24 protein-coding genes and 1 CRISPR repeat array are annotated in these 24,785 nt (G+C 49.8%); of the genes, 6 read left to right on the top strand and 18 right to left on the bottom strand.

What is annotated here, in order from left to right; genetic code table 11:
• Positions 1-3: 3 nt before the first annotated feature.
• The 8 genes from CDA54_RS10370 to queF all read right to left on the bottom strand — a co-directional run bounded on the left by CDA54_RS10370 (position 4) and on the right by queF (position 9,497).
• Positions 4-1,419 (bottom strand): mannose-1-phosphate guanylyltransferase/mannose-6-phosphate isomerase, encoded by a 1,416-nt coding sequence (locus CDA54_RS10370; RefSeq protein WP_099034937.1) that lies wholly within the window; start codon positions 1,417-1,419, stop codon positions 4-6.
• A gap of 129 nt (positions 1,420-1,548) precedes the next feature.
• Entirely contained in the window at positions 1,549-1,848 is a 300-nt protein-coding gene (locus CDA54_RS10365; protein WP_099034936.1) for a ComEA family DNA-binding protein, read from the bottom strand.
• 178 nt (positions 1,849-2,026) lie between these two features.
• Positions 2,027-3,034 carry an isocitrate dehydrogenase gene (locus CDA54_RS10360; RefSeq protein WP_099034935.1) on the bottom strand — a complete coding sequence of 336 codons (1,008 nt, stop codon included), beginning with the start codon at positions 3,032-3,034 and terminating at the stop codon, positions 2,027-2,029.
• A gap of 127 nt (positions 3,035-3,161) precedes the next feature.
• Positions 3,162-4,850, bottom strand: a complete 1,689-nt coding sequence (locus CDA54_RS10355) for an HDOD domain-containing protein (RefSeq protein WP_099034934.1) — start codon at positions 4,848-4,850, stop codon at positions 3,162-3,164.
• The gene (locus CDA54_RS10350) at positions 4,847-5,224 is read right to left on the bottom strand and encodes a DUF3192 domain-containing protein (protein ID WP_099034933.1); all 378 of its coding nucleotides are present in this window, start codon (positions 5,222-5,224) and stop codon (positions 4,847-4,849) included. Before CDA54_RS10350 ends, CDA54_RS10355 begins: the two co-directional genes overlap by 4 nt.
• Before the next feature lie 114 nt (positions 5,225-5,338).
• Complete coding sequence (ppnN, locus tag CDA54_RS10345; RefSeq protein ID WP_099034932.1) at positions 5,339-6,700, bottom strand: nucleotide 5'-monophosphate nucleosidase PpnN; 1,362 nt, start codon at positions 6,698-6,700, stop codon at positions 5,339-5,341.
• Complete coding sequence (locus CDA54_RS10340; protein ID WP_099034931.1) at positions 6,697-8,274, bottom strand: GGDEF domain-containing protein; 1,578 nt, start codon at positions 8,272-8,274, stop codon at positions 6,697-6,699. Before CDA54_RS10340 ends, ppnN begins: the two co-directional genes overlap by 4 nt.
• 386 nt (positions 8,275-8,660) lie before the next feature.
• Positions 8,661-9,497: an NADPH-dependent 7-cyano-7-deazaguanine reductase QueF gene (queF, locus tag CDA54_RS10335; RefSeq protein WP_099034930.1), complete on the bottom strand. Its 837-nt coding sequence runs from the start codon at positions 9,495-9,497 to the stop codon at positions 8,661-8,663.
• A gap of 69 nt (positions 9,498-9,566) precedes the next feature.
• Here queF and syd point away from each other — a divergent pair, with 69 nt between their 5' ends.
• Positions 9,567-10,124, top strand: coding sequence for a SecY-interacting protein (gene syd / locus CDA54_RS10330; RefSeq protein WP_180237186.1), 558 nt, complete (start codon positions 9,567-9,569; stop codon positions 10,122-10,124).
• Here the strand turns inward: syd and CDA54_RS10325 are convergent.
• Entirely contained in the window at positions 10,112-10,411 is a 300-nt protein-coding gene (locus CDA54_RS10325; protein ID WP_099034928.1) for a hypothetical protein, read from the bottom strand. The two genes, syd and CDA54_RS10325, sit on opposite strands and share 13 nt — an antisense overlap.
• 199 nt (positions 10,412-10,610) lie before the next feature.
• On the opposite strand from CDA54_RS10325, the gene CDA54_RS10320 reads away from it, so the two are divergent.
• Positions 10,611-10,970 carry a DUF3192 domain-containing protein gene (locus CDA54_RS10320; protein ID WP_099034927.1) on the top strand — a complete coding sequence of 120 codons (360 nt, stop codon included), beginning with the start codon at positions 10,611-10,613 and terminating at the stop codon, positions 10,968-10,970.
• 45 nt (positions 10,971-11,015) lie between these two features.
• Here CDA54_RS10320 and CDA54_RS10315 read toward each other — a convergent pair whose 3' ends face one another.
• Complete coding sequence (locus tag CDA54_RS10315; RefSeq protein WP_099034926.1) at positions 11,016-11,246, bottom strand: DUF2789 domain-containing protein; 231 nt, start codon at positions 11,244-11,246, stop codon at positions 11,016-11,018.
• A 105-nt stretch (positions 11,247-11,351) separates the two neighbouring features.
• On the opposite strand from CDA54_RS10315, the gene CDA54_RS10310 reads away from it, so the two are divergent.
• Positions 11,352-11,993 carry a GNAT family N-acetyltransferase gene (locus CDA54_RS10310; RefSeq protein WP_099034925.1) on the top strand — a complete coding sequence of 214 codons (642 nt, stop codon included), beginning with the start codon at positions 11,352-11,354 and terminating at the stop codon, positions 11,991-11,993.
• A 755-nt stretch (positions 11,994-12,748) separates the two neighbouring features.
• Here the strand turns inward: CDA54_RS10310 and CDA54_RS10305 are convergent.
• Both CDA54_RS10305 and CDA54_RS10300 read right to left on the bottom strand, forming a co-directional pair.
• The gene (locus CDA54_RS10305) at positions 12,749-13,051 is read right to left on the bottom strand and encodes a DUF3301 domain-containing protein (protein WP_099034924.1); all 303 of its coding nucleotides are present in this window, start codon (positions 13,049-13,051) and stop codon (positions 12,749-12,751) included.
• Positions 13,048-14,088: a DUF3549 family protein gene (locus CDA54_RS10300; protein ID WP_099034923.1), complete on the bottom strand. Its 1,041-nt coding sequence runs from the start codon at positions 14,086-14,088 to the stop codon at positions 13,048-13,050. The genes CDA54_RS10305 and CDA54_RS10300 overlap by 4 nt, the downstream gene beginning before the upstream one ends.
• Positions 14,089-14,162: 74 nt before the next feature.
• Between CDA54_RS10300 and CDA54_RS10295 the strand changes: the two genes are divergently transcribed.
• Genes CDA54_RS10295 through CDA54_RS10285 form a run of 3 tightly spaced genes read left to right on the top strand, consistent with a single transcriptional unit; the run spans position 14,163 to position 15,661 of the window.
• Positions 14,163-14,498, top strand: a complete 336-nt coding sequence (locus CDA54_RS10295; RefSeq protein ID WP_099034922.1) for a YqcC family protein — start codon at positions 14,163-14,165, stop codon at positions 14,496-14,498.
• Complete coding sequence (locus CDA54_RS10290) at positions 14,499-15,236, top strand: pseudouridine synthase (RefSeq protein WP_099034921.1); 738 nt, start codon at positions 14,499-14,501, stop codon at positions 15,234-15,236.
• Complete coding sequence (locus tag CDA54_RS10285; protein ID WP_099034920.1) at positions 15,224-15,661, top strand: flavodoxin domain-containing protein; 438 nt, start codon at positions 15,224-15,226, stop codon at positions 15,659-15,661. Before CDA54_RS10290 ends, CDA54_RS10285 begins: the two co-directional genes overlap by 13 nt.
• Before the next feature lie 53 nt (positions 15,662-15,714).
• Positions 15,715-21,140: a CRISPR direct-repeat array (repeat unit 32 nt; unit sequence GTTTCAATCCACGCCCCTGCGTGAGGGGCGAC).
• Positions 21,141-21,317: 177 nt separating this feature from the next.
• On the opposite strand, the gene cas2 is transcribed toward CDA54_RS10285, so the two are convergent.
• From cas2 to cas7c, 6 genes are all read right to left on the bottom strand, one after another.
• On the bottom strand, positions 21,318-21,611 hold the full coding sequence (gene cas2 / locus CDA54_RS10280) for a CRISPR-associated endonuclease Cas2 (protein WP_099034919.1): 294 nt from the start codon (positions 21,609-21,611) through the stop codon (positions 21,318-21,320).
• 10 nt (positions 21,612-21,621) lie between these two features.
• Positions 21,622-22,641 carry a type I-C CRISPR-associated endonuclease Cas1c gene (gene cas1c / locus CDA54_RS10275; protein WP_099034918.1) on the bottom strand — a complete coding sequence of 340 codons (1,020 nt, stop codon included), beginning with the start codon at positions 22,639-22,641 and terminating at the stop codon, positions 21,622-21,624.
• Entirely contained in the window at positions 22,638-23,267 is a 630-nt protein-coding gene (cas4, locus tag CDA54_RS10270; RefSeq protein WP_099034917.1) for a CRISPR-associated protein Cas4, read from the bottom strand. The genes cas1c and cas4 overlap by 4 nt, the downstream gene beginning before the upstream one ends.
• A 16-nt stretch (positions 23,268-23,283) precedes the next feature.
• On the bottom strand, positions 23,284-23,571 hold the full coding sequence (locus CDA54_RS10265; RefSeq protein WP_099034916.1) for a HigA family addiction module antitoxin: 288 nt from the start codon (positions 23,569-23,571) through the stop codon (positions 23,284-23,286).
• Positions 23,572-23,579: 8 nt separating this feature from the next.
• A complete protein-coding gene (locus CDA54_RS10260; protein ID WP_099034915.1) occupies positions 23,580-23,858 on the bottom strand; it encodes a type II toxin-antitoxin system RelE/ParE family toxin in 279 nt (92 codons plus the stop codon).
• Positions 23,859-23,925: 67 nt separating this feature from the next.
• Positions 23,926-24,783 (bottom strand): type I-C CRISPR-associated protein Cas7/Csd2, encoded by an 858-nt coding sequence (gene cas7c / locus CDA54_RS10255; protein ID WP_099034914.1) that lies wholly within the window; start codon positions 24,781-24,783, stop codon positions 23,926-23,928.
• Positions 24,784-24,785 lie beyond the last annotated feature (2 nt).

Genomic DNA, 24,785 nt, shown 5'->3' with positions numbered 1-24,785 from the left:
ACCTTAGTTTTTAACCCGGCCATAACGATCTGAAAAACGCACTATATCGTCTTCACCCACATAGGCACCGGATTGCACTTCGATAAGCTCCAGTGGAATTTTGCCTGGGTTTTCAAGGCTATGGGTGGTACCTATAGGGATATAAGTGGATTCGTTTTCGGTAAGCAGAAAGGTTTTATCATCACAGCTCACCCTGGCGGTACCGGTAACCACAATCCAGTGTTCGGCACGATGATGGTGCATTTGCAGGGAAAGTTTTTCACCGGGTTTGACTTTGATGCGCTTTACCTGAAAACGTTCCGCCTGATCCAGTGAGTCATAGCTCCCCCAGGGGCGGAAAACTTCGCGGTGAAATTCATACTCAGGACGTTTGGCGGCTTTGAGTTTATCTACCACTTTCTTAATATCCTGCACGCTGTTTTTATGCGCTACCAGCATGGCGTCCTTAGTTTCAATGACAATCACATCGTCCAGACCAATGACTGACACCAGCCGCTGTTCTGCGTTGACATAACTGTTATTGACCTGCTCCAGAATCACATCGCCGCGCACAACGTTGCCCTGTGCGTCTTTAGGTAAAACCTCCCACAGGGATGACCAACTGCCAACATCACTCCAGCCGGCATCCAGCGGTACCACGGCTGCGGCGTCGGTTTTCTCCATTACCGCGTAGTCAATAGAGTCAGAGGGGCACTGAGAAAAGCTCTCAATGTTGATCCTGACAAAGTCCATGTCCTGCTGTTCTGATTCAATAGCCGCTTTGCAGTTCTGATAGATTTCAGGGGCAAACTTCTGTAACTCCTGCAGATAACGACTGGCCTTAAACATAAACATTCCGCTGTTCCACAGATATCCGCCATCCTGCAAATAGGCTTGTGCTGTTTCCAGGTCGGGCTTCTCCACGAATTCAGAAACACTGAATGCTTCGACGGAACCGGTAATCGGATCGCCCTGGCGTATATAACCATACCCGGTATGGGGAGAGGAGGGGACAATACCAAAAGTAACCAGCTTATCCTGCAGCGCCAGTTGCTCTGCATTGACAATGGCCTGATGAAAAGCCGTAACATTTTCAATCAGGTGATCTGCAGCCAGTACCAGCAATACTGGATCCTGACCTTTTTGTATGGCGTGCAGTGCAGCAAGAGCAATGGCCGGGGCCGTGTTTTTACCCATGGGCTCAAGCAGGATACCATCGTGCTCAATACCTGACTGCAGAACCTGTTCGGCCACAATAAAGCGATGGGCTTCGTTGCAGACAAACACAGGTGCTTCGCTGTCCAGGCCATCAAGCCGGCACAGGGTCTCCTGCAACATGCTGTGTTCGTTGGTTAATGGTAAAAATTGTTTAGGGAAGGCGGCTCGGGATTTGGGCCAAAGACGGCTGCCAACGCCACCGGCCATAATAATAGGCTTCATAAGGATCGTCCTGACTGATATTTTATTATCTGCCAAGCATACCATTTCAATTCACAGCAAGGTATAGGGGGATTAACTCTGTTGGCACGGATAGCGGTACGTCCCTGTACCGATATTGACTGGTTGTACTCAGTTAACGCTGACTTTACCGCGAAGAGCTTGCAGGGACTTTTTACCCACACCCTGAATTTTGATCAGATCGTCAATCGAGTGGAAACCGCCGTTACTATCCCGGTACTGAATAATTGCCTCGGCCTTTTTCTTGCCTATTCCGGGTAAAGACATCAGCTGTTTAGCTGACGCGGTATTAAGATTAATTACCGCTTTTTCCATTGCCACTTTTTCCTTACTTACATCCTTTGTTGATGCCAGAGTCTGCAAAGGGGCAATCAGACCCAACATCACTACACCCCATATAAACCATTTCATATATTTCTCCTTTACCTTGTTTTTCCTTAGGGGGGACGCTAAGCGTCATTGTTACCGCGTCATTGTACTTTCGGGTAGCAATTATTGCGGCAATGATTAGTGTAGAAGAAAATTGATTTTTTTGAGGATTTGCGAATAAAAAAGGCCGGCAGGAACCGGCCTGAATTCCTGACGGATATTACAGGCGTTCAAGAACGGCCTGGGTGAAATCGGTGGTGCCATGATTACCACCCAGATCCCGTGTGGTACGATCACCGGACTCGATAACCTCTTTAATGGCCAGGCGGATTCTATCCGCCTTGTCAGCCATGCCTAGGTGTTCGAGCATCTGGATTGCGGCGAGGATGACAGAGGTAGGGTTGGCAAGGTTCTTACCGGCTATATCCGGAGCTGAGCCATGCACGGCTTCAAAAATAGCGCAGTTATCGCCGATATTGGCGCCAGGGGCCATACCCAGACCACCGACAAGACCAGCACACAGATCAGAAATAATGTCACCGAACAGGTTTGTGGTCACAATCACATCGAACTGGTGTGGATTCATAACCAGTTGCATGCAGGTGTTGTCGACGATCATTTCTGTCGACTCTATCTGTGGATATCGCTCAGCCACCTCTCTGGCAACTTTCAAAAAGAGTCCGGAGGTAGACTTGAGTATATTTGCCTTGTGTACAGCGGTGACTTTCTTGCGCCCTTCTTTCAGCGCCATTTCGTAGGCGAAGGTCAGAATGCGCTCGGCACCTTCGCGGGTGATTTTGCTCATGGCTTCAGCTTCGTTACCATCCTGAGAGACTTTTTGCCCCAGACCCGAGTACATACCCTGGGTATTCTCTCTCACGGTAATGATATCGATATCTTCGTAACGCGCCTTGGTGCCCTTGAAAGATAATACAGGCCGGACGTTGGCGAAGAGATTGAATTGTTTGCGCAGACTGACATTAATGGAAGTGAAGCCTTCACCCACAGGTGTCGTCAGTGGTCCTTTTAGCGTAATACGGTTTTTAGCGATAAGATCCAACGTCTGCTGGGGCAGTAATTCACCATGATTTTCCAGCGCCATAAGACCGGCATCGGCGAAATCATAAGCGAAATCACAGCCCGCCTTGTCGAGAATTTGCAAGGTGGCATTGACAATATCGGGTCCGATACCATCGCCACGGATTACCGTTATGCGCTGTTGAGTCATGGAGAGTTCCTCTGTCTGTCGTTTTTTAATCGGGAGGCCCTGATTTACAGGGTGCTAACGGGCGCGATTTATAGCATTAAATGGTGCTATCTTCCAGTAAAAACGCGAATTCTGCGGGGAATCACTATTATTCTAATGGCCAGTAACACTGGCTGTTTTCAAACACTTCTATAATCACATCCCTGATATCTTGCGGCTGCAATTGAAGGTATTGAAGTGCCTGTTCCCGATACTGTCTATTGACCAGCTGTTCTGGTTCGTCAGCGAAGTAAATCTGGCGACAAATCATTAATGACAGACCCAATAGCGTTGCCAGGGTCTTACTCATTCCACTCAGTTCCGAGTCTTCGGGGAGCTGATGATGGCAGCGAATGGCCTCAAGACTGAGTCTGTCCTGTTGCCAGGACCTGGCCAGCGTCATACTTTGTTGTGCCCTGGATGACGTCGCCGGCAGGGTAAAAAGACTATCCAGTGAAAACAGCTCGAGACCGCGTTTTGGAAGCCTGACCCGGCGTTTGAGGGCTGAACTGATAAACAGTCCGGCGCAAAAAAAATACCCCAGGGTGACCAGAGATTCATTCTGTATTCTCGACTGCCTTTCGCCCAGTGCTTCAAGAATATGACCCAGCAAGACACACAATTGCAATATATGCTGCTGCAGCGGGAAGTACTGCTGATTCAGCCGGTTCAGCAAGGCTTGTTGTACCAGTATACTACTGGTGCGTTCAAAGCCCTGGAACAATAGCGCATGCTTCACTTCTTCCATTTGCAGATTCATGCGAGAGCGATGGCTGGCAGTGTATTTCAGCTGTCTGGCGAGAAACCCTTCAGCCGCGATATGGGCACTGATGTTATCCACCTCCGGCTCCTCTTGCCTGAGCAGGTCCTGGATAGCCAGTAATTTAGCCGGCGGCTTACTCAATATCTGTCTGGCTGGGGGCGCTGACAAAGATGCTTCAGCTTCCTGGTGCAATCTCTGCCAGTCTTTATCCCACAGAGTGTCCAGCAATGACAGGTTTTCTACCTGCAATGCTGAACATGGCTGAACAGGTTCAGCTACTGCAATTTGTTCAGTGTACTGATTAAACGTCCGGCTATGGGGCTGTAAGCCCTTGATCAGGTAAGTATCACGTGTTTTTGATAACAGTATGGCTTTCGTGTTGTCTTGCCGTTGAATTATGCTGCCCGGCGGAATAAGTCCCAAAATCGGCAGCAATGGCTCCAGCATCCCATAGCAACCCGGTGGTATCTGCTTTGTTAATCTTCGCAGTGAGTGGTGCCATTGTTGCGAAGCGGGGCGTTTTTCAGCGGCTATACTCACTTGTGCCACCACCATCAATAATAATTGTGGGTGACTTAATCGTGCAAAGCGCCGATAAAAACCGGCTTTCTGGCGAAGCGGCAGTAAACGCGAGACCGGGATCAGACTATGGGCCCAGACTTGCTGGTCAAGACGCTTAATTTGTCGGATAAAAGTGTCGCTGTTCAGTGGCCAGCTATACACATCCAGCGTCATTGCCGCACATATCAGCCCACTACTGCTTTGTGGATGCCAACGGTGGCAATGGCTGAACAGCAATGCCAGTAGCATGCGCTTCAGACGCAAATTCTGGCTGTCTGTGTAGCTGGTGAAAATAAGCTGTGCCTGTGCCATACAGGGGGCGGGAGCTTGCTCAAAACATGCCTGTAGGTGTCGGGTCAGACTGAAACAATGGGAGATGATCACAGCAGAGCTGTCGCTACTTTGAATAAGCTCTTCCAATTCAGCCAGCCCAGCCAACAGTCGGCTGAATTCTTCAGAGAGGGACTCACTCACTGCCGCTCTGTGTATTGCTGATAGGTGCCGTCGCCCCAGGCGATAAGAACGTCATTTTCAAACAACAAGGGGGTACATTCATTCATCGTCGTTATGCCATCAGATTCCATATGCTGGGTTCGGTAAAACATGATTTGAATTTGTTGATCCTGAATCTGCTTCGCTTCACTGATATCCGGGGCGCCCATCAGCTCTATGATTTGTTGCCTGCTTGTACCCAGCTCCAGTTTTCCCATCTGTACTTTGTTGTACTGCTCTCTGTCCCGCCAGTCCATTGAGTCCGGATCGTCCGGGTAAAACACTAACACCAGAGCTGCGAAAATAAGGTAGATCCCAAAGCCTATGGCGGCGCGTTTGATAAATTTATTATTCATTTTTAATCAATTACTCTTAGGCGTGAAAACTGCAAACGGCCAGTTCCCAGACTGTTTTTTTAAACATAGAATATCATGGACACCACTTAGCAGCGATGATGCCTTCTGCCCCTATTATTTTACCAGCTTATAACATGGGTCGTAGCGTTTCCCGGGCAACTTCATACGATTCTGCGCGACAAAAGATTCGAGCATCGTGTCCAGCAACTCCATCAACCTGGCGTCACCATTAATCGTGAAGGGGCCTTTTTTCCTGATTTGTTCAATGCCCTCCGCTTTAACATTCCCTGCCACGATACCCGAAAATGCCCGTCGCAATGAAGCTGCCAAGTCGGCTTTTGGCTGCTCAAGATGCAGATTAAGCTGCTCCATATTTTCATGGCTGGGAGAGAAGGGCGACTGAAAATCCTGATCAATTCTGAGCGACCAGTTAAATTGGTATGAGTCGCCTCTTTGACGACGATATTCAGTGACCTGGGGCTGGTTTTCCCGAACTAATCTGGCCACTTCTGATGCATCATCAACGATGATGGTATACAGGTTCTGGGCGGTCCTGCCCAGTGTTGCACCAATAAACTCATCGATGGTATTAAAATAATCTTCACTTTCTTTAGGCCCTGTCAGGATCACAGGCAGTACCTGCTCGCGATTCTGTTCACTCAGCATAATACCAAGCAAATACAGTAATTCTTCTGCGGTACCCACACCACCCGGAAAAATGACAATGGCATGAGCGGTTCGGACAAACGATTCCAGTCGTTTCTCGATATCTGGCATGATAACCAGTTCATTAACAATTGGATTCGGTGGTTCGGCTGCAATAATGCTGGGTTCGGAAATACCCAGATATCGGCCATGCCGATAGCGTTGCTTGGCATGGCCTATAGTGGCACCTTTCATCGGCCCCTTCATAGCGCCGGGCCCGCAGCCAGTACAGATATTCATTTCCCTTAAGCCAAGCTGGTAACCAACCTCTTTGGTATATTTGTACTCAATCTCACCAATAGAGTGACCACCCCAGCATACGACCATATTTGGGTCACCCGCTGCCTGAATGGCATTGGCATTGCGCAACATATCGAACACCATATGAGTGATATGGGTAGATTCGGATTGATCGACAAACAGGTTGCCTTCATATCTGGCCCCCATATGCAGCATATCTCTGAGTACGGCGAACAGATGCTCATGAACCCCCTTGATCAGCTTGTTGTCTACAAAGGCAAGCTCAGGCGGATTGACAAGCTCTATCTTGACACCGCGCTCACGCCGCAGCAGGTTGACTTCAAAATCTTCGTAGGGGGAAAAGATATTCTCATAATTATCTTCCTGGGCGCCGCTGTTCAGCACGGCCAGGCAACAGTTACGGAACAGGCGATAGAGTTCACTGGAAGTGGACTTTTTCAGACGATCCACTTCAAGTTGTGAAAGCAGGTTCATTGAACCGATGGGGTTAAGTTGCACTGTTCTTTTCATTTTTTTCCTTGGTCAATCACGCTACGATTTCTGCCCTGAGTCTTAGCGGTATACAGAGCTCTATCGGCGCGTTCAAATACACGGTGCACATCGTCACCTTCAATGAAACTGGCGGCACCAATTGAAACCGTAATCTTGACACTCTGTTGTTTAAACCTGAAGGGGATTTTGGCAATTTGTAAACGTACTTTTTCCAGCGCAGCTTCTAGTTCACCCTCTGACGTTTGCGGAAAAAGCAGTACAAATTCCTCACCACCCCAGCGAGCGAGAAAGTCTGTTGAACGCAAACATTTACTCATTTGCTGTGCGATGACCTGCAAGGTTTTATCACCGGCTGCATGGCCATAATTATCATTTATGGTTTTGAAGTGATCAACATCTACCAGTGCCATACTCAGCTCGGTACCATAACGACGCCAGCGGCGGTATTCTAATTCAATTCTGTCGTTATAGGCGCTGCGATTTGGGATCTGGGTTAACTCGTCGTGGTGGCTGCGGTATTTTTGCTGCAATAAACGTTGTTTATACTCTGAGGTTTCCTGTTCCAGATGGCTTAACTGATCTCTCATTTCGTTGAGCAGTTTCATCAGCACTCGCTGCTCGTCCTGATCCGCTTTCTCCCGCGTATCGATGGTGGCTGCAATTTTTGCCAGATATTCACCAGCCTGCTTACGCAGTAACTTGATATTCTCGGCTTCATCGATGGCGACTTCGATATTCAGAACCTGCTGTTTTAACTGTGCCGTGTTGTCGGTTTTAAGTTGGAACGTTGACTCACTTTTCTCGATCGAGTGGGTAACAGACTGGCTGACTTTGTCCAATGTACTGTGAAGGCTGGAAACAAATCGTTCAGCATGTTTTCGCTCATGAATGACCTCACGCAGGATCGTGCGGATGATAATCAGACAACATTCAAGTAGCTGTTCATGATCCAGGCCTTTGGCTAACTGATCACGGACTTTCTTCAACTGAGGATCTTCTTTTGCACTGGTAGTAAGCTGTGAGACCAACTCTCTCAGCTCGTCTGTGATCTCTTTGTGTAGCACCAGGGTGGCGTTCTGAAGTGGAAGGCTTTCTCCGGGCGGGGGCTCTGCTTTGCGGGCCTGAAAATTGATCAGCGCCTTTTGAAATAACTCCAGGGCTTTCTCAAAATGAGGCAATGAAGTGAAAACCGAAGCCTGGCTCTGGCGAACCTGGCGTAAAAACGCCTGAGCATCTTCTTTTAGCGCTTCAGGCAGGCCATTGTTTTCCTGCAGTGACTGAATGGCATTTTCAATAAGATTATGTGATTTTTGATTCTGCAGTCTGACCTGGTCGCTGTTTTCCATCAACAACGCCGTCAGTTTACCTACGCTGACTTCTGCCAGGGTAAAATTAATTTTACCACCTAAATGTCCCCTGAGGGTTTGCAACTCCTTGTCCAGTGCCGGTACAGCGCCTTCGTAAAACTTACTCAATCTGAGGATAAACTGAGACAGTGTATCGATTTGATGCTTGAAGCTGCGCAGTACTTTCTGCTGGTTTTGGTTAGTCAAATCCAGCTTTGTATTTGTTACCTGTGACCCATTATCCATTTTCTGTTTCACCCAGGATCAGACTGCAGTTCCACCCAGTATAATAGTTAATAAGTTAGTTAAGAATATTTTTTTATAACAATATGTTAGCGAAAATATGAAGCGCGTCGCTACAAAGGGCTATTGATGTGATTGTCTTATGGGGCTGCTGAAAAATAAAAAGACGGTCATACCGTCTTTTTAATGCTGACTTTTATTATCAATTTACATACCTGTTAATCGTCATTCAGAGGACGTTTAACCAGATAATAAGGCAGTCTTTCAGGTGCAGGGTGTAACATGTGATGTCCATCAGTTGTAAAACCGCCGTTATTTTATTCAATTCTCAAAATAATGAAAGGGGATTTGTAGTGTTTCTGTTTTCTTTTCAGTTTTTTCGCGCTTTCTTACTGCCTCAATAGTCGCTCAAATTTTGGCTGTTGCTCAAAATTACTGCGAAAGGGGCTGATGTCAAGCCCGCCTCTTCTGGTGTACCTGGCGTAAACGCTGAGTTTATCGGGATGGCACTGGTTTAGAATGTCACAGAAAATCCGCTCAACACATTGCTCGTGAAATTCGTTATGCTGCCTGAAAGTAATCAGGTATCTCAACAGGCTCTCTGGCAAAATCTCGCGGCCATGATAGTGAATGTTGACACTGCCCCAGTCTGGCTGTTGCGTAATCAGGCAATTGGACTTGAGCAGGTGACTGATATGGTGGCGCTTAACTACTGTATGACCACATTTCAGAATGTCTGACTGGGGTTGGTATTGTGTGACTTCAATATCGAGATTATCCAGCAGTTCACCTTCACCCGGGTGAACCTGAAACGCTTTTCTGTCGTCCAGAGAAAAAAGTTTTACTTCAACACTGGTACCGGCGCAACGGCTCAGATCCTGGTGCAGGATATTGCGCAATTGTTCTGCGTTATCCACTTTCCACTGATTAAAACTGTTCAGGTAGAGTTTAAAGGATTTTGACTCGATGAGATTGGGGCTGTCAGCTGGCACGATAGCCTGTAACACGGCAACACAGGGTTTGCCTTTTGGATTGAGCCAGGAAAGTTCATATCCATTCCAGATATCCACACCGGAAAAAGGCTGCTGTTCGACGATTCCCAGATCTTTCCGGTTCAGACTGCGTGGAACGGGCTGCAGCAGTTCAGGGCTGTATTGATCGATGTATTGTGAAGCTTTACCCAGACTAAGATGTGCAAGAGAAGCCGGTGTGTTTGAGTCGCGCATAAATTACCCTGAGATTTGGAGATGGTATAATGTCAGAAAATTCTATTATATCGCGTAATAAGGTTGCAGATGAATAACAGTATGTCGCAAAGCCTGGATGATTTTATAAGAGGGTTTACAGAAGCCTATAAACACCAGGGCCGGGCTTTATTAACACAATGGGATGCGAGCTGGCCGTCGGAGTGCGAAACCGGTGATGTAAATCCTGACGGAATGATTCAGTGGAGGCCTTGTAAACGCCGGGAAAAAGGGGATTTCGGCGACACGGAACGTGCTCTGGATATGGTCTTTCATGATGATATCAAAACCTTCTATGGGCGATACTGGAGCGAAGGGCTTGACGCCAGTACACAAAGGGGGGAGTTGCAGTTACTGCAGGCCTGGAATCAGGATGATTTTGAGCGTCTGTTGCAAAACCTGGTGGGTCATGTGTTGATGAAAAGACGCCTGAAACAAGCGGAGACATTGTTTTTTGCGGTAACCGATGACGACGACTTTATTATCAGCCTGGACAACGCATCCGGAAAGGTGATGCTTGAACAGGTTGGTCTGGAGCCTGAAGAAATATTGGCAGAAAGTCTGGCCGAATTTCTGGCCGAATTAACACCAGTCGTTCAGCCTGAGTAAGGAGGCTGTTTTAATTCTGTTAAGACCTGCTGTAACAATTTTTCCATTTTTTCCACCCGGGACTCCAGTCTTGTCAGTCTTTGTTCTGCGGACAGCACATTAGGTGCTACGGGAGCAGCGTTGGTGTGTACAATATTTGGGTCTTTTCTCCATTTCTGCAACACCGCGAGGATATCCGGTAGCGGCAATGGGTGACTGGCCTGGCTCTTGATTAATGCCACCGAGGGGGTTTTCCCCGATTTTGCCAGTGACTGGCACAGTGACAAAATGTAGTGGTGATGCTGCATGGTGGTGTTGGTCTCTTGCTGGTATTGCTAAAAACTGGTCAGATTGGCTATTTTATCACGAACATCGAGTGATAATTTTTTATTAAGTCTATATTTTTCAATCGGTTACCTTTTGGCCTTAAATTTGCTAAATCTGTGCAGGCACATTCAGGGGCACATCGCTTAAGCGCAATCCCCCCTTTTCAGTTAAGAGGTACACATGAAAAAAACAATAGCGGCACTGTCAGTATTAACGGTTTTCACCTTAAGTGGCTGCGTGATTTCCGTAGGCGGTGATGATCACCATGATGGGAACTGGCAGAAAAAGGAAGCAAAAAATCGTCGTATGGTGGCACAGCTCAAGCCAGGGCTGGGTTTCGATCACGTTTCGTCTCAGTTTGGTTCCCCTGATTTCAGTGAATTTCATCAGAATGATGCCGGGAGTTACCAGGTATTGTTTTACCGTACCCATAGAAACGAGGGTGACGGTGTAACAACAATGGATGAGTGTACACCGCTTGTATTTAAAGACGCTGAGCTGATTGGATGGGGCCAGAGTGCTTATGCAGCGATAAAATAATCAGGGCAGCATAGCCGTTTTAATATAGTCAATGGCTGGGATGCCTTATCTCAGCCTGCTATTCAACTGATCGATAATTTCAGCCCAATCGGCGTCTTCCTGCAAGGCACCGCGCAATAAATTGGCCTGAGATGCATTCCAGAATGGTGCATCCTCCAGTTTCGTTTTACTGCCCAGCCCCTGATGCGTGTTAATAAACTGATCAATGGCCCTCTCATCATCTTTGAGTCCCAGCTGATTGAATAAGTCCTTCAGTGTGGGGGTACCGATATTCATATTTCACCCATTTCTTAACAAGCGTTTAACAATGGCGGCCGCTTGAGTTATTCTTTACCGTTACAGACATACAATAACTATAGACAACTCTCTCGGACTTTTTGCATGAATACAGCTCCTTTGAACCCGGATGATATTAAAGCCGTTTACCTGCGTGAAGAAGATCTGGTGGTCGCTTCATCGATTTTGTATCAGGCTTATCATGATGACCCTCTGTTTGTGGAGATTTTTAAAGCAGAAGAAGAAGGATACGAATCAAGGTTGCGCAGCGCAATCCGTGAAGAACTGATTACTTTCTGGCAGGCTCGTCAGCCAATGATTGGACTCTTCGAGGGGCAGCGGTTGCTCGCTGTGGCGTGTGTTCTGCGTCCGGATGCAGGCTTTGGACCGGGTCGTTTCTGGCACTGGCGATTAAAGATGTTGCTTACCGCCGGGCTATTCGGAACCCGGCAGATGGTGGAAAAAGAGCAAAAGGTTAAAGACAATGTGCCCGCAAGGTGTTACCACATTCTTTCTTTTATCGGAGTGCATCCGGATCATCAGCATCGTGGTTTAGGCCATCTGCTAATGGGCGCGGTCGACACCCTGGTTAGTGAAGAGCCCCGCAGTGAAGGCGTTGCCGTACTGGTTACCTTGCCCAAATGTCTGAGCTTTTTCGAACACGGTCAGTATCATCATCTGAGCGAACTTAAGGTGGGGCGTATTAGCGGCCAGCTGATGTTCCGGAACGCCACTCAAAAAGCGTAAGAATAAGGCCTTACGCTTTGTACGAAATATCTTACATTTCTGTAGGAAAATCTGACTTTATGCATCGGTATAAAGACCTACAGAGTCATCTAAAGCACTGATAAATAAAGTCTAATTTCCCCCTCCTCCGACCCGGTGTACTTTTCCATCCGAAAAGTTTTTTGTAGGTCTATGGTAAACGTCGCCCTTTGCTATATCTTTATCCCTGTCACAAGGAAACACGATGGGTCATGGACGCATTCGATGGACAACTTCAGGATGAAGAATTTCGGCATTGAGGATGGCCGATAACAAGGGAAAACGGAAAGGGAACGGTTCAGGAGGAACCCCTCAGTCAGGATGATTGAGAAGATAAGGAGAGGACAACAAAAGGATTTGAAACAAGGACTGATACAGCAATGGTATGCATTATAGGGAAGTAATCATCGGTAGAGGCGCGACTTTTTAGTCGCGCCTTTATTTTATGTCCAGGGATGGACGGTATGCCGGGGTTGCAGGGAGCGTTCCCCGGCGATGTTCAGGGATGGACGGGCAGATGATTACTCCTGCATAACCTGCACTTCTGTCATCCTTGGCAGTCGTATGCCGGGGTTGCAGGGAGCGTTCCCCGGCGATGTTCAGGGATGGACGGGCAGATGATTACTCCTGCATAACCTGCACTTCTGTCATCCTTGGCAATAGTATGTCGGAGTTGCTGGAGGCATTCCCAGGCGTCGCCGATATTACTCTCTCAGTCTGCAGTGCTCTTGGCGATACTAAATTCTATAGGGCGGCAGCGTTGTTTGGGTGACATAAAGACCACGCATGGTTAACAGTCCCTGGTAGGCATCTTCCCCATTACCGGAAAACTCGAAGTTAAACTCTGTGTACCAGTCCAGCTTGCCCCGGTAGCTATTGATGCGGGTTTTCCGTCTGGATACCGAGATCAGCTGCAATCCTTGTTTTTTACAGTAATGATTCAGATAGTCACTTGCTCTTTCACTGATGGCGCGGATCCGCCAGAACTGCCAGCCAATCATAATCACCAGCAATATCAGTATCAGTTCAAATAATGTCATCGGCCCTGCTCACTGAATAGCGCCCCAATGGCTTTAAGTAGCAGCTGGCTTTTATCCGGGCTTCGCAGTAAACCCAGCATTTGTTCCCGTAATAATGGGATTCGGACCAGGTCGGCAAAAATGGCACTGAACAGCTCTGGTGCCTGCTTTGCCAGGGTCTCCATATAGGTCATGAACAAGGTTTTTTCCGTCAGGCGGTGCCAGTGTCTGCCACTGATGGTGACCAGTAAATTTGTATTCAGAGTCGACTGGCCGAGCACTTGAATAATAAGCTCCGATACGCGCTGATTCTCTTTACTGCGGGATAATGCCCGCATCCCGCTTATTTGCACTTCTGGTTGATGGGTTGTGGCTATCCATTCCATCACTTTGTGACTAAAAGCTGACGAGGGTTGTTGATTTTCCATGGCTTCGCACAGGGGGTGCCTGACTTCTTCAGCCAACAGCATAAAGCCGTTCAATACTGCTTGTTCCACATTGGCATCATCCATCGCCGCAGCCACATCGCTGATGCCTTGCAAGGGGAGCTCGCTCCACTCCATATCCTGTGGCGCGCGTATGTAAGCGAGAGCCTTTTCAAAATGCGGGCTGGGTGGCATTCCCAGATGTTTTTTTACCAGGCTGTTGAAGGCCGCCATTTGTTGTTGTGGTGGTACAAAACTGTAGGGATGATCCGGCGGCTCTTGTAAAGGCTCACCTTTTGCCTGCCTAGCCAGGGCGTCGAGCAGAATACGCAGAAAGTGATCTCTTGGGCCTGCAATCAGCTTGCTCTGTTCATCCAGCGGAAACTTCAGAAACCAGATAAAGTATTCAGGATCTGAATTGTCGGCAATGGCATGTTGCCCGGGCACGGCCTGCCAGAACAGTACGCCAAGCCACGCGGCCCCAAGCCGGGGAGCGGGGTAAGGTAACCGACCATTTTCAATATCCAGAAATTGCTGCGCCGATAAGGCCTCTATACCCCGGCTCATATCAAAAACCTGATATTGGCTGTTGGCGTGTAGCAGAAATTCACTAATAGTACTGATGTTTGACATGTTATCCTTGGCGTTTCGTATTCATGGGTTTCGCGCCGCAGCATTATACCCTGAGAAGCAGTAACAGGCATCCTATGTCGACAGACAGTAATAAGCACAACCAGACATTTCTGTTACTCAGCCGACTAAGGCTGAGCTTAGAGCAACAGCAAATGTGGCAACGTGAAGCACCGTCAGCCACTGCGCTTGCCAGTGCACAACCCTTTTGCTGTGATACGCTGAAATATGAACAGTGGTTACAGTTTGTGTTTATTCCCCGCATGCAAGCTTTGTGTCGGCATCGGCAACCTCTGCCCGGGCATATGAGTTTGCTGCCCATGGCGGAACAGGCCTGGCCAGAAAAAACACAGCATCATGAGTTAATGCAAATTCTGCATGATTTCGATCAGTTGTATTCTCAGGAGCCCTGAATGTTGCCAGTTCTTTATCAGGATGAGCATATCGTTGCGGTACATAAACCGGCCGGATTGCTGGTCCATCGAAGCCTTATTGATAAGTATGAGACCCGCTTTGCGATGCAGATGGTGCGTGATCAGTTAGACCAGCATGTATTTACCGTTCACCGGCTGGATAAACCCACCTCCGGGGTATTGTTGTTTGCGCTGAGTCGTGATGTGGCAAGACGACTTAATCCGATGTTTGCCGAGGGGCAAGTCGCAAAAACATATCGGGCGATTGTCAGAGGCTTCAGCCCGGTAAGTGGCCGCATTGAGCATGCGCTTAAGGAAAAACTCGATGCCATAGTGGATAAAAAAGCGCGTACAGATAAAGGCCCGCAACCTGCTACCAGTGAATACAATACCCTGGCACGATTCGAACTGCCGTTTGCAGTGCGCCCTTATAAGAGCGCCCGTTACTCGCTGGTGGAGTTGTATCCTCATACCGGCCGCAAACATCAGTTGCGCCGGCATATGGCCCATATTAATCACCCCATTGTTGGGGATGCGAATCATGGTGACGGTAAACATAATGCCATGTTACGAAATCAGTTTGATTTTCAGGGGCTGGCGTTGACTGCATGTCAGATAGCGTTCAACCATCCTGTAAGCGGGCAAAAATTAGTGATCAAATCAGAGTCTGAGCCACGTATGCAAAGACTGTTAACCTTTTGGCGAGAAAATAACTGGGAGTGTAAATGTCCGGAGTAAGCATTTTTTATGGCAGTGTGTATGGCAACGCTGAGCAGTTGGCAGAAGATGTGAAGGCAGAGTTAGAACAACTGGGCGTAAAGGCTGAGTTGTTTGATGACCCAAAACTGGACGATGTGCAGATGGCCGATGAACTTTTGTTTATCAGTTCCACCACCGGGCAAGGAGATGTACCACCGAATCTGGAAGGGCTGATTCTGGATATGGAGTCACGCTTTCCTTTACTGGATGGTCGCCCCTTTGCGGTTGTGGCACTGGGTGACAGCAGTTACGGCGAATCCTACTGCGGTGCTGGCCGACATATCTATGGGTTACTGGAAGAGCTACAGGGCAGCCCAAAAACCTCGCTATTTGAAGTAGATGCCTGTGAAACCCTTGAACCACAGGAAGAAGTACTGCCCTGGGTTAAGCAGTTGTATTCATAATATTTGCAATGAATACCAACGCTGACAGAGTAGGGCATACAAGATTCGAACTTGTTTCAATCCACGCCCCTGCGTGAGGGGCGACCCAGAGCCGCGTTTAAACAACTTGATAATGATGTTTCAATCCACGCCCCTGCGTGAGGGGCGACGGCTAACTTGCGTTCCAGCTCCTGAACCTGCAGAGTTTCAATCCACGCCCCTGCGTGAGGGGCGACACCGGCAGCGTCAACCATGTCGTTCTGGCGCTGTTTCAATCCACGCCCCTGCGTGAGGGGCGACTTCGACTGTTGTAGAGGTGTTGGCTCCTATGCTTGTTTCAATCCACGCCCCTGCGTGAGGGGCGACAGGTGACCAAAAGCTACCTGGCCGATATGGACAGTTTCAATCCACGCCCCTGCGTGAGGGGCGACGTTCTAATCATCTCAATCTGAGCCTGTTTTATCTGTTTCAATCCACGCCCCTGCGTGAGGGGCGACGTGCTAGAATTGAAAGTCCGCCGCCGCCTATTAGTGTTTCAATCCACGCCCCTGCGTGAGGGGCGACAATGATCGCAATTCTTGCATTGATACATATCAGGGTTTCAATCCACGCCCCTGCGTGAGGGGCGACGTCATTTCTGCTTAAAATATATTGTACAGAAGCGGTTTCAATCCACGCCCCTGCGTGAGGGGCGACTAAACCCTTGCTGTTTAAACCACCAGCGCAACCCGTTTCAATCCACGCCCCTGCGTGAGGGGCGACTTTGCTGTGAGTGCTGAGGCTACAACTCCAGCAGGTTTCAATCCACGCCCCTGCGTGAGGGGCGACTACAAAGACGGCGATCACATGCTGCTACACATGGTTTCAATCCACGCCCCTGCGTGAGGGGCGACCAATAAAATCATTGCACAACAAGCTGATTGTTTGTTTCAATCCACGCCCCTGCGTGAGGGGCGACGAAATTACCAAACTCGTCGCGCTCTTTAATGCTGTTTCAATCCACGCCCCTGCGTGAGGGGCGACTCTGCACCGTTATCGGGTGAGTGCTGATTACAAAGTTTCAATCCACGCCCCTGCGTGAGGGGCGACCTGCAGTTCTGACCTTGGATCAAATCAACGATCTGTTTCAATCCACGCCCCTGCGTGAGGGGCGACGAAGAGCAGTTAGCGGCACTTGCAAGGCAAGAAGTTTCAATCCACGCCCCTGCGTGATGGGCGACTCGCAATGATTTACTCCTGCCATGATAAATGTCGTTTCAATCCACGCCCCTGCGTGAGGGGCGACTATCCAGACTGTCGGAGTGGTGGTCAGGGACTTTGGTTTCAATCCACGCCCCTGCGTGAGGGGCGACAAGACGGGCGGCACCAGGTAGCCCAGGTTGACCAGTTTCAATCCACGCCCCTGCGTGAGGGGCGACTAGGCGGCGGCAATGTAACCGGCTCAACGATACTGTTTCAATCCACGCCCCTGCGTGAGGGGCGACTTGATACCTCTATCATGACCATGGATGAGGCGATGTTTCAATCCACGCCCCTGCGTGAGGGGCGACTCAGGCTGCGATTGATGATTTGGTGCAGGAAATGGTTTCAATCCACGCCCCTGCGTGAGGGGCGACTAGGGGAAACGATATAATGTCAGCGTATGACACTGTTTCAATCCACGCCCCTGCGTGAGGGGCGACCTATGCGGATTTGAATTTACCGAAGACGCAGAAGTTTCAATCCACGCCCCTGCGTGAGGGGCGACTCGCAATGATTTACTCCTGCCATGATAAATGTCGTTTCAATCCACGCCCCTGCGTGAGGGGCGACTATCCAGACTGTCGGAGTGGTGGTCAGGGACTTGAGTTTCAATCCACGCCCCTGCGTGAGGGGCGACTGTGACCATTGCCGCAACAGTGAACCCTGTAGCTGTTTCAATCCACGCCCCTGCGTGAGGGGCGACCTTACTCCTTGGTAAAATTTGCGCGGTCTTCAATGTTTCAATCCACGCCCCTGCGTGAGGGGCGACGCGGGTATCTTTGAGCATGGGCGCATTCTCTTGTTGTTTCAATCCACGCCCCTGCGTGAGGGGCGACGCATAACCTGTTGAGTCAAAAGTAGCCGGTTCTGTTTCAATCCACGCCCCTGCGTGAGGGGCGACCGATCAGGTGTATTTCATTGCCTATTCGCTGATAGTTTCAATCCACGCCCCTGCGTGAGGGGCGACGCCATTTCAGGGAATATTTCCTCTGTCATCCAGTGTTTCAATCCACGCCCCTGCGTGAGGGGCGACCGGCTGCTTCAATCGTTGGATCTGTTACCATTGGTTTCAATCCACGCCCCTGCGTGAGGGGCGACGCAGAACGACGGAATCTTCCAGCCTGATAGCGTGGTTTCAATCCACGCCCCTGCGTGAGGGGCGACGATTTAGCAGGTGAGCAGGCGAGCACCGAAGAAAGTTTCAATCCACGCCCCTGCGTGAGGGGCGACTTTAGCCCGGCGTGATTGATGGGCGCTTTCTTGCTGTTTCAATCCACGCCCCTGCGTGAGGGGCGACAATTGATGCAGTCGCCGGGCAGGTTGATGCAGACGTTTCAATCCACGCCCCTGCGTGAGGGGCGACTTTCATACGTTGGGAAACAGAAGATAAGCGACACAGTTTCAATCCACGCCCCTGCGTGAGGGGCGACCCTCAAGTGGGAAATCCAAAACCAAAACTGAGGTGTTTCAATCCACGCCCCTGCGTGAGGGGCGACCCGGGCAAGATTTGGAACTTGGCATTTCCGGCGGTTTCAATCCACGCCCCTGCGTGAGGGGCGACGACCGCGCACGCATCGAGGTGCTGCGATGAGCCAGTTTCAATCCACGCCCCTGCGTGAGGGGCGACAACCGGCAACCTGGTGTATGACTCCGGCGCGCTGGTTTCAATCCACGCCCCTGCGTGAGGGGCGACGTAGTCATTTGCGTTCTCCGCGATGTGAATTAAAGTTTCAATCCACGCCCCTGCGTGAGGGGCGACTGCTCTGAATCGCCCGGCGTACAGTTATTGACAGTTTCAATCCACGCCCCTGCGTGAGGGGCGACAATAGCAAACGACCATGCCAACAACGAAAACTGTAGTTTCAATCCACGCCCCTGCGTGAGGGGCGACTTCTTTGTCCTTCGATTGCTTTGCCTAACCGTCTGTTTCAATCCACGCCCCTGCGTGAGGGGCGACTTCGATTCGAGCAGCTCATCACGCTTCATCACCAGTTTCAATCCACGCCCCTGCGTGAGGGGCGACAGGTGAAACGCTGCCTGATGTGCAGGATCAGATTGTTTCAATCCACGCCCCTGCGTGAGGGGCGACCCACATCAGCGAAGCAGAGTGGCCCATCTTCACAGTTTCAATCCACGCCCCTGCGTGAGGGGCGACCTGGCAAGGTCGAACTCAATAACCGATACGCCCTGTTTCAATCCACGCCCCTGCGTGAGGGGCGACAGCCGCCCATGCTGCAGCAAACCAGTTACCCTTGTTTCAATCCACGCCCCTGCGTGAGGGGCGACCCACATCAGCGAAGCAGAGTGGCCCATCTTCACAGTTTCAATCCACGCCCCTGCGTGAGGGGCGACTCAGATACCCACCTTGCCGCTGGCATATAGCCAGGTTTCAATCCACGCCCCTGCGTGAGGGGCGACCTGGCAAGGTCGAACTCAATAACCGATACGCCCTGTTTCAATCCACGCCCCTGCGTGAGGGGCGACAGCCGCCCATGCTGCAGCAAACCAGTTACCCTGGTTTCAATCCACGCCCCTGCGTGAGGGGCGACTAGGGGAAACGATATAATGTCAGCGTATGACACTGTTTCAATCCACGCCCCTGCGTGAGGGGCGACAAATGCGGATTTGAATTTACCGAAGACGCAGAAGTTTCAATCCACGCCCCTGCGTGAGGGGCGACGCCCTAGCAAGCGCGGCTTTTTCGCCTTTCATCTTGTTTCAATCCACGCCCCTGCGTGAGGGGCGACATCCCGGCTAAATTTCGGCACGGTGACTGCTCCAGTTTCAATCCACGCCCCTGCGTGAGGGGCGACGCTAACGGCGAAACTGTTATAATCACAGCACACGTTTCAATCCACGCCCCTGCGTGAGGGGCGACAAACGGCATTCTTTCAATCTGGTGTAATTGCACAGTTTCAATCCACGCCCCTGCGTGAGGGGCGACAAGCGCCAACGCATAACCCAAAAGGGGTAGACGGTTTCAATCCACGCCCCTGCGTGAGGGGCGACGTCTTGCTGGTAACCGCTGAAACCAGGGGTGAAGTTTCAATCCACGCCCCTGCGTGAGGGGCGACAAGGAATACAAAGCTGGTAAAGACCTATTAGCAGTTTCAATCCACGCCCCTGCGTGAGGGGCGACTGAAAGCTGGAAAGGTCAGGACGGAGAGATTTCTGTTTCAATCCACGCCCCTGCGTGAGGGGCGACAAGTTAAAAATGGTACTTCTTAACGCCCACCACGGGTTTCAATCCACGCCCCTGCGTGAGGGGCGACTCTACTATTACGGACAACGGCGGGGTTAATTTGGTTTCAATCCACGCCCCTGCGTGAGGGGCGACCTTGGGGTGCGCGGTAAACACCGCATGTAAAAAAGTTTCAATCCACGCCCCTGCGTGAGGGGCGACTCTAATGGAGATGAAAATAGTTAGCAAGGCAAAGTTTCAATCCACGCCCCTGCGTGAGGGGCGACGTTGCATATAGCAACCAAAAGGTAATCATCATGGTTTCAATCCACGCCCCTGCGTGAGGGGCGACGGTCAGGGCTGCGCCGACGCAACGCAGGGTATTGTTTCAATCCACGCCCCTGCGTGAGGGGCGACGCTCTTACATGGATGTAGGATGCTATGTGGTTTTGTGTTTCAATCCACGCCCCTGCGTGAGGGGCGACGTGCTGATACCGTTGTTGTTGCGTATGTCATCAAGGTTTCAATCCACGCCCCTGCGTGAGGGGCGACGTAACATAACGCCCCTCTATGTGCCATGGTGTTAGTTTCAATCCACGCCCCTGCGTGAGGGGCGACCCAAAAGGATGAAACCATGAAACCCATAAGAGTGTTTCAATCCACGCCCCTGCGTGAGGGGCGACTAGTTTTAGCCCGGTTCGCCGGGCATTTTTTTAAGGTTTCAATCCACGCCCCTGCGTGAGGGGCGACTTTCATAATAGAGTTTATTGGCACCGGATTCAGCAGTTTCAATCCACGCCCCTGCGTGAGGGGCGACGAACAATGTAGTAATTGCGCCGATAACGGGCCAGTTTCAATCCACGCCCCTGCGTGAGGGGCGACAGAGCCCGCAGACTTGGCAGCCCAGTGCAAAGATGTTTCAATCCACGCCCCTGCGTGAGGGGCGACAGGCGTTGAAACACTTCTGTTTGAGCGCAAAAAGTTTCAATCCACGCCCCTGCGTGAGGGGCGACGCCTTGCGCGCTGAGATTGAGCAAAAGGTGGTGTTTCAATCCACGCCCCTGCGTGAGGGGCGACAGTTTAGTCCGCAGGCCGCGTTGGCAAAGGGCTAAACAGAGTGATTTCGCTAACCTTTTAGCAAAACCACGTCATAGAACACTAACCCACTACAGGAATATGTTCAATGCCAGCCTGCGCAGGCTATTCAGGCGATCGCTAATCTACCGGGTTTTTAAAGAGCACTAAGGGTTAGCGTTACAGAATAATAACGTCTTTGAACAGATCAAAACTGGGTTTGGCGCCATGATGTTCAATCTTTTTCTGCCCATTTTTGCCTAGCTTATAAAAGCGTAAGCTGTCTACTTCTTTGTCATATACATTAAAAAGCTGTTGCTTGAATTTTATCCACTGCGCCGGATCAACATCACATTCAAACACAGAGTATTGCACTCGGATACCGTAATCCTGGCAGATCTTTGCTATTTGCCTGAGCCGACGTTTGCCGTTTTCGCTGTCAAAAGACACATCATAAGTCACTAATACCAGCATAGCTCTCTCCTTATCGCGCTAAAAAAGGCGGGTAATGTTGCAGATCACCACGCAGGTGTCTGGCCAGCAACATAGACTGAATATGTGGAAGCAGGCCTATCTCCACTTTTTCATTCAGAAAAGGATGATGAATCGTTTCCTGCTTTCGTTGCTGCAATGCCGTAAACAGAGTTTTTCTGGCGCCTTCCTTTAATCTGACAGCACCACTGACATCTGTTTCAAAATCCGTATGTTTGATCTGCTGCCGATTGATCAGACTAAGTGCCAATCTGTCAGCAATATAGGCTCTGAATTCCTCCAGAATATCCTGTGCCAGGCTGTCACGCCCCGGCCTGTCTGCATGAAGAAAGCCAACCTGAGGATCTAACCCGACAGCATGCAGTGCGCCGCTGATATCTCTGCCTATAACGCTGTAAATCAGTGACAATAACGCATTGACGGGATCTTTAGGTGGTCTTCTGGAACGCCCGTTAAAACGAAACTGTGACCGTAGTTCAGGTTTGATTAAATGCTGAAAAACGCTGAAATATCGGGCTGCCGCATCACCTTCTATGCCCCTGATACTATCGAGCGACGAGGCATTTCTGGCTTGCTCCAGAGAAAACTTCATGGCACTGGCTGCTTCTGTTAATACAGGGTTCTGGCCATGATTGCGCAGATGACGAAGTAGTAAGCCCCGACAATTCTGAATCTTTGCCGCAATAATATTACGGGCGATCGGTACAGGTGCATTATCACTGGTTCTGAACTGAGCCCGGCGAAGCAAAACATTGCCGGATTTTCTTCCCTGAATTCTGGCCTGATAGCGGCCAAATAAATCAAAATAGGCCAGGTTCACATCGTTCTCGGCGCAGTGGGCCATCAGCCCTGCCGATACGCGAGTCTGGCCAAAACAGTAAATGCTGGAAATAGTATGGACAGGAACCTTCAGTAAGGTTTCCTTTTCATGCTTGATGACAATAGCTTCCCTCTCTTTGTGGGCATAGAGCTTGTCTTTGGTGAGATACAGGCAGTTCTGGAGTTTTTTCATGGTGCGTCCTGCTCCGGGGTAAAGAGTTTGGCTACGTACTTAGCGCTGTTATCTTTTGCGACCAGCTGTGGGTTGCAAATATCAATCAAGGAGCACGCCTGGCACTTTTTCTCGTAAATGGGCTTAGGTAATTCGCCGCTTTGGAATATCGCCCTGACCTTATCTATTACTTCCAGTGTTTGCTGGCGCAGCAAGCCGTCCAGCTCAACGGCTTCACGCCTGCGGGTTTGCCAGTACCAGAGGTAACCGGTAGTAATTTTCTGGTTTGTCATTTCCTCCAGACACAGCGCCTGGGCACAGAGTTGGACTTTGTCCCAATTTCCGGGTTTGGCTTTGCCCTTTTTATATTCCACTGGTGTTAACTGGCCGCTGCTGAGATCTTTTTCGACTAGATCCAATTTACCCGTCAGCCCCAGTTTTTCTGCGCAAACCATGACTGAACGTTCATAGCGAACTCCATTGCGGCTCTCCGGCTCACCGCTATCCACTCTCTGATGCAACAGATTTCCCTTTGCCGTGAGATAATTATCTGCCCACACCTGTTCGTTATGAATCAGAGCACACTGGCGTGGGCAAAACGCATAATGTTGCAGAGCGGAAAGGGGGATTAGTTTGATATCATCCATGACTCAACCAGCGTTTTCAGGCGGCATTTTCATCCAGCCGTCTGACCGGTGGGTGCTCGTGCTGCATGGCCTGAGCTACATCATAATTGGCTTGCATAGTCAGCCAGGCACGAGCAGTGCTGACACCGGCTCGCTCTAAACGCACTGCAAGATCCGGGCTGACAGCAGCGCGCCCGTTCAACACACGGGACAATGCCACTCGTGACATACCCAAGCGCTCTGCGGCTTCTTTTACCGATAGTCCGAGTGGTGTCAGCACATCTTCTTTCAATAGTTCACCCGGGTGGGGTGGATTATGCAACATACAGCCCCCTAGTGATAATCCTGATAATCGACCAATTCAACATCGGCACCGGTAAATCGGAAGGTTACCCGCCAGTTGCCATTGATCCAGACAGACCAATGGCCTTTGAGGTTGCCCTTCAGCGGATGCAACTTAAACCCGGGCAGATTCAAGTCTGCCGGGCTAGCCGCGGCATCCAGCAACAACAATACACGACGCAGTTTAGGAGCATGCGCCGCCTGTATGCCTCGGGTGGAGCCGCTCTGATAGAACTTTTCCAGGCCTTTGTGCCGGAATCCGATAATCATGGTAGATTATAGATCGTATCGCGCTGCGATACAAAACTTGTCGGTAATCATGAACAATACACGCTAATTAGCCAACTTTCCTATTTAAAGTAACACCTTGAGGCCACAGATGGTCATCAATGCTGACAGAATAATCGGTAAAATTCCGAGCCGGGCCTTCACACTGCTTGGATACTTTTATTCGCTCAAATAAGCTATGAGCAGGGGCATTTCCCAGCTTACTGTCGTGCTGAAACACATACAGGCCTCGAGCTGTCATTTCGCCTCTAGCAGCGGATCGGTCGTGCTCAAACATATTTCCTAAGGACTCCCATAGCAGCTCTAAATCTTCCTCGTTAAAACCTGTTTGTGCTGCTAAATGAGCCGAAACAAAACCATGGGCAATATATAAACCGTAGGGAACAGTGAACTTCCTGCCCATAGTGCGGTTGTCACCTTTTTGCTTTTCAGCTTCTCCTTCAGTCGCAACTGCCATTCGGGTTATGGTGTGTTCAGAGACGACAATAGGATCCACAGAACGAGAAAATGTGAGTTGTACAGGTCCCCTAACCTGACCGGCATTTTCACCTGTGGACATAACAGCCCCAAATGTGCGGATATCAAAATAGTTGGAGCACATCCACTCTCTAGCTGCCTTTGTTTTTTCACCTTTTTCTGATGCTCTTACCTGATCCTGTTGATGGGCCTCTCCAATAAGATTATTGAGAATGGCTTTTTCACGAATAAATATTTTATTTTTTTCTGTACCACCCTGCGTCAACTCGACAAAATTGCGAACCTTTCGTTTTACACAAACATCAGTTACCAAGCCACAACCAGTTTCTGCATCTATCCTTGGTAGATTTCCTGCATCTGGGTCGCCATTCGGGTTGCCATCTTTTACATCAAATAAAAATAAAAAATCGTAACGGTGTTGAAGTGTCATGC

Origin of the sequence: Lacimicrobium alkaliphilum (assembly GCF_002591895.1) — a bacterium.
GTDB lineage: Bacteria > Pseudomonadota > Gammaproteobacteria > Enterobacterales > Alteromonadaceae > Lacimicrobium > Lacimicrobium alkaliphilum.
This window is presented reverse-complemented; position numbering and strand designations above follow the sequence as displayed.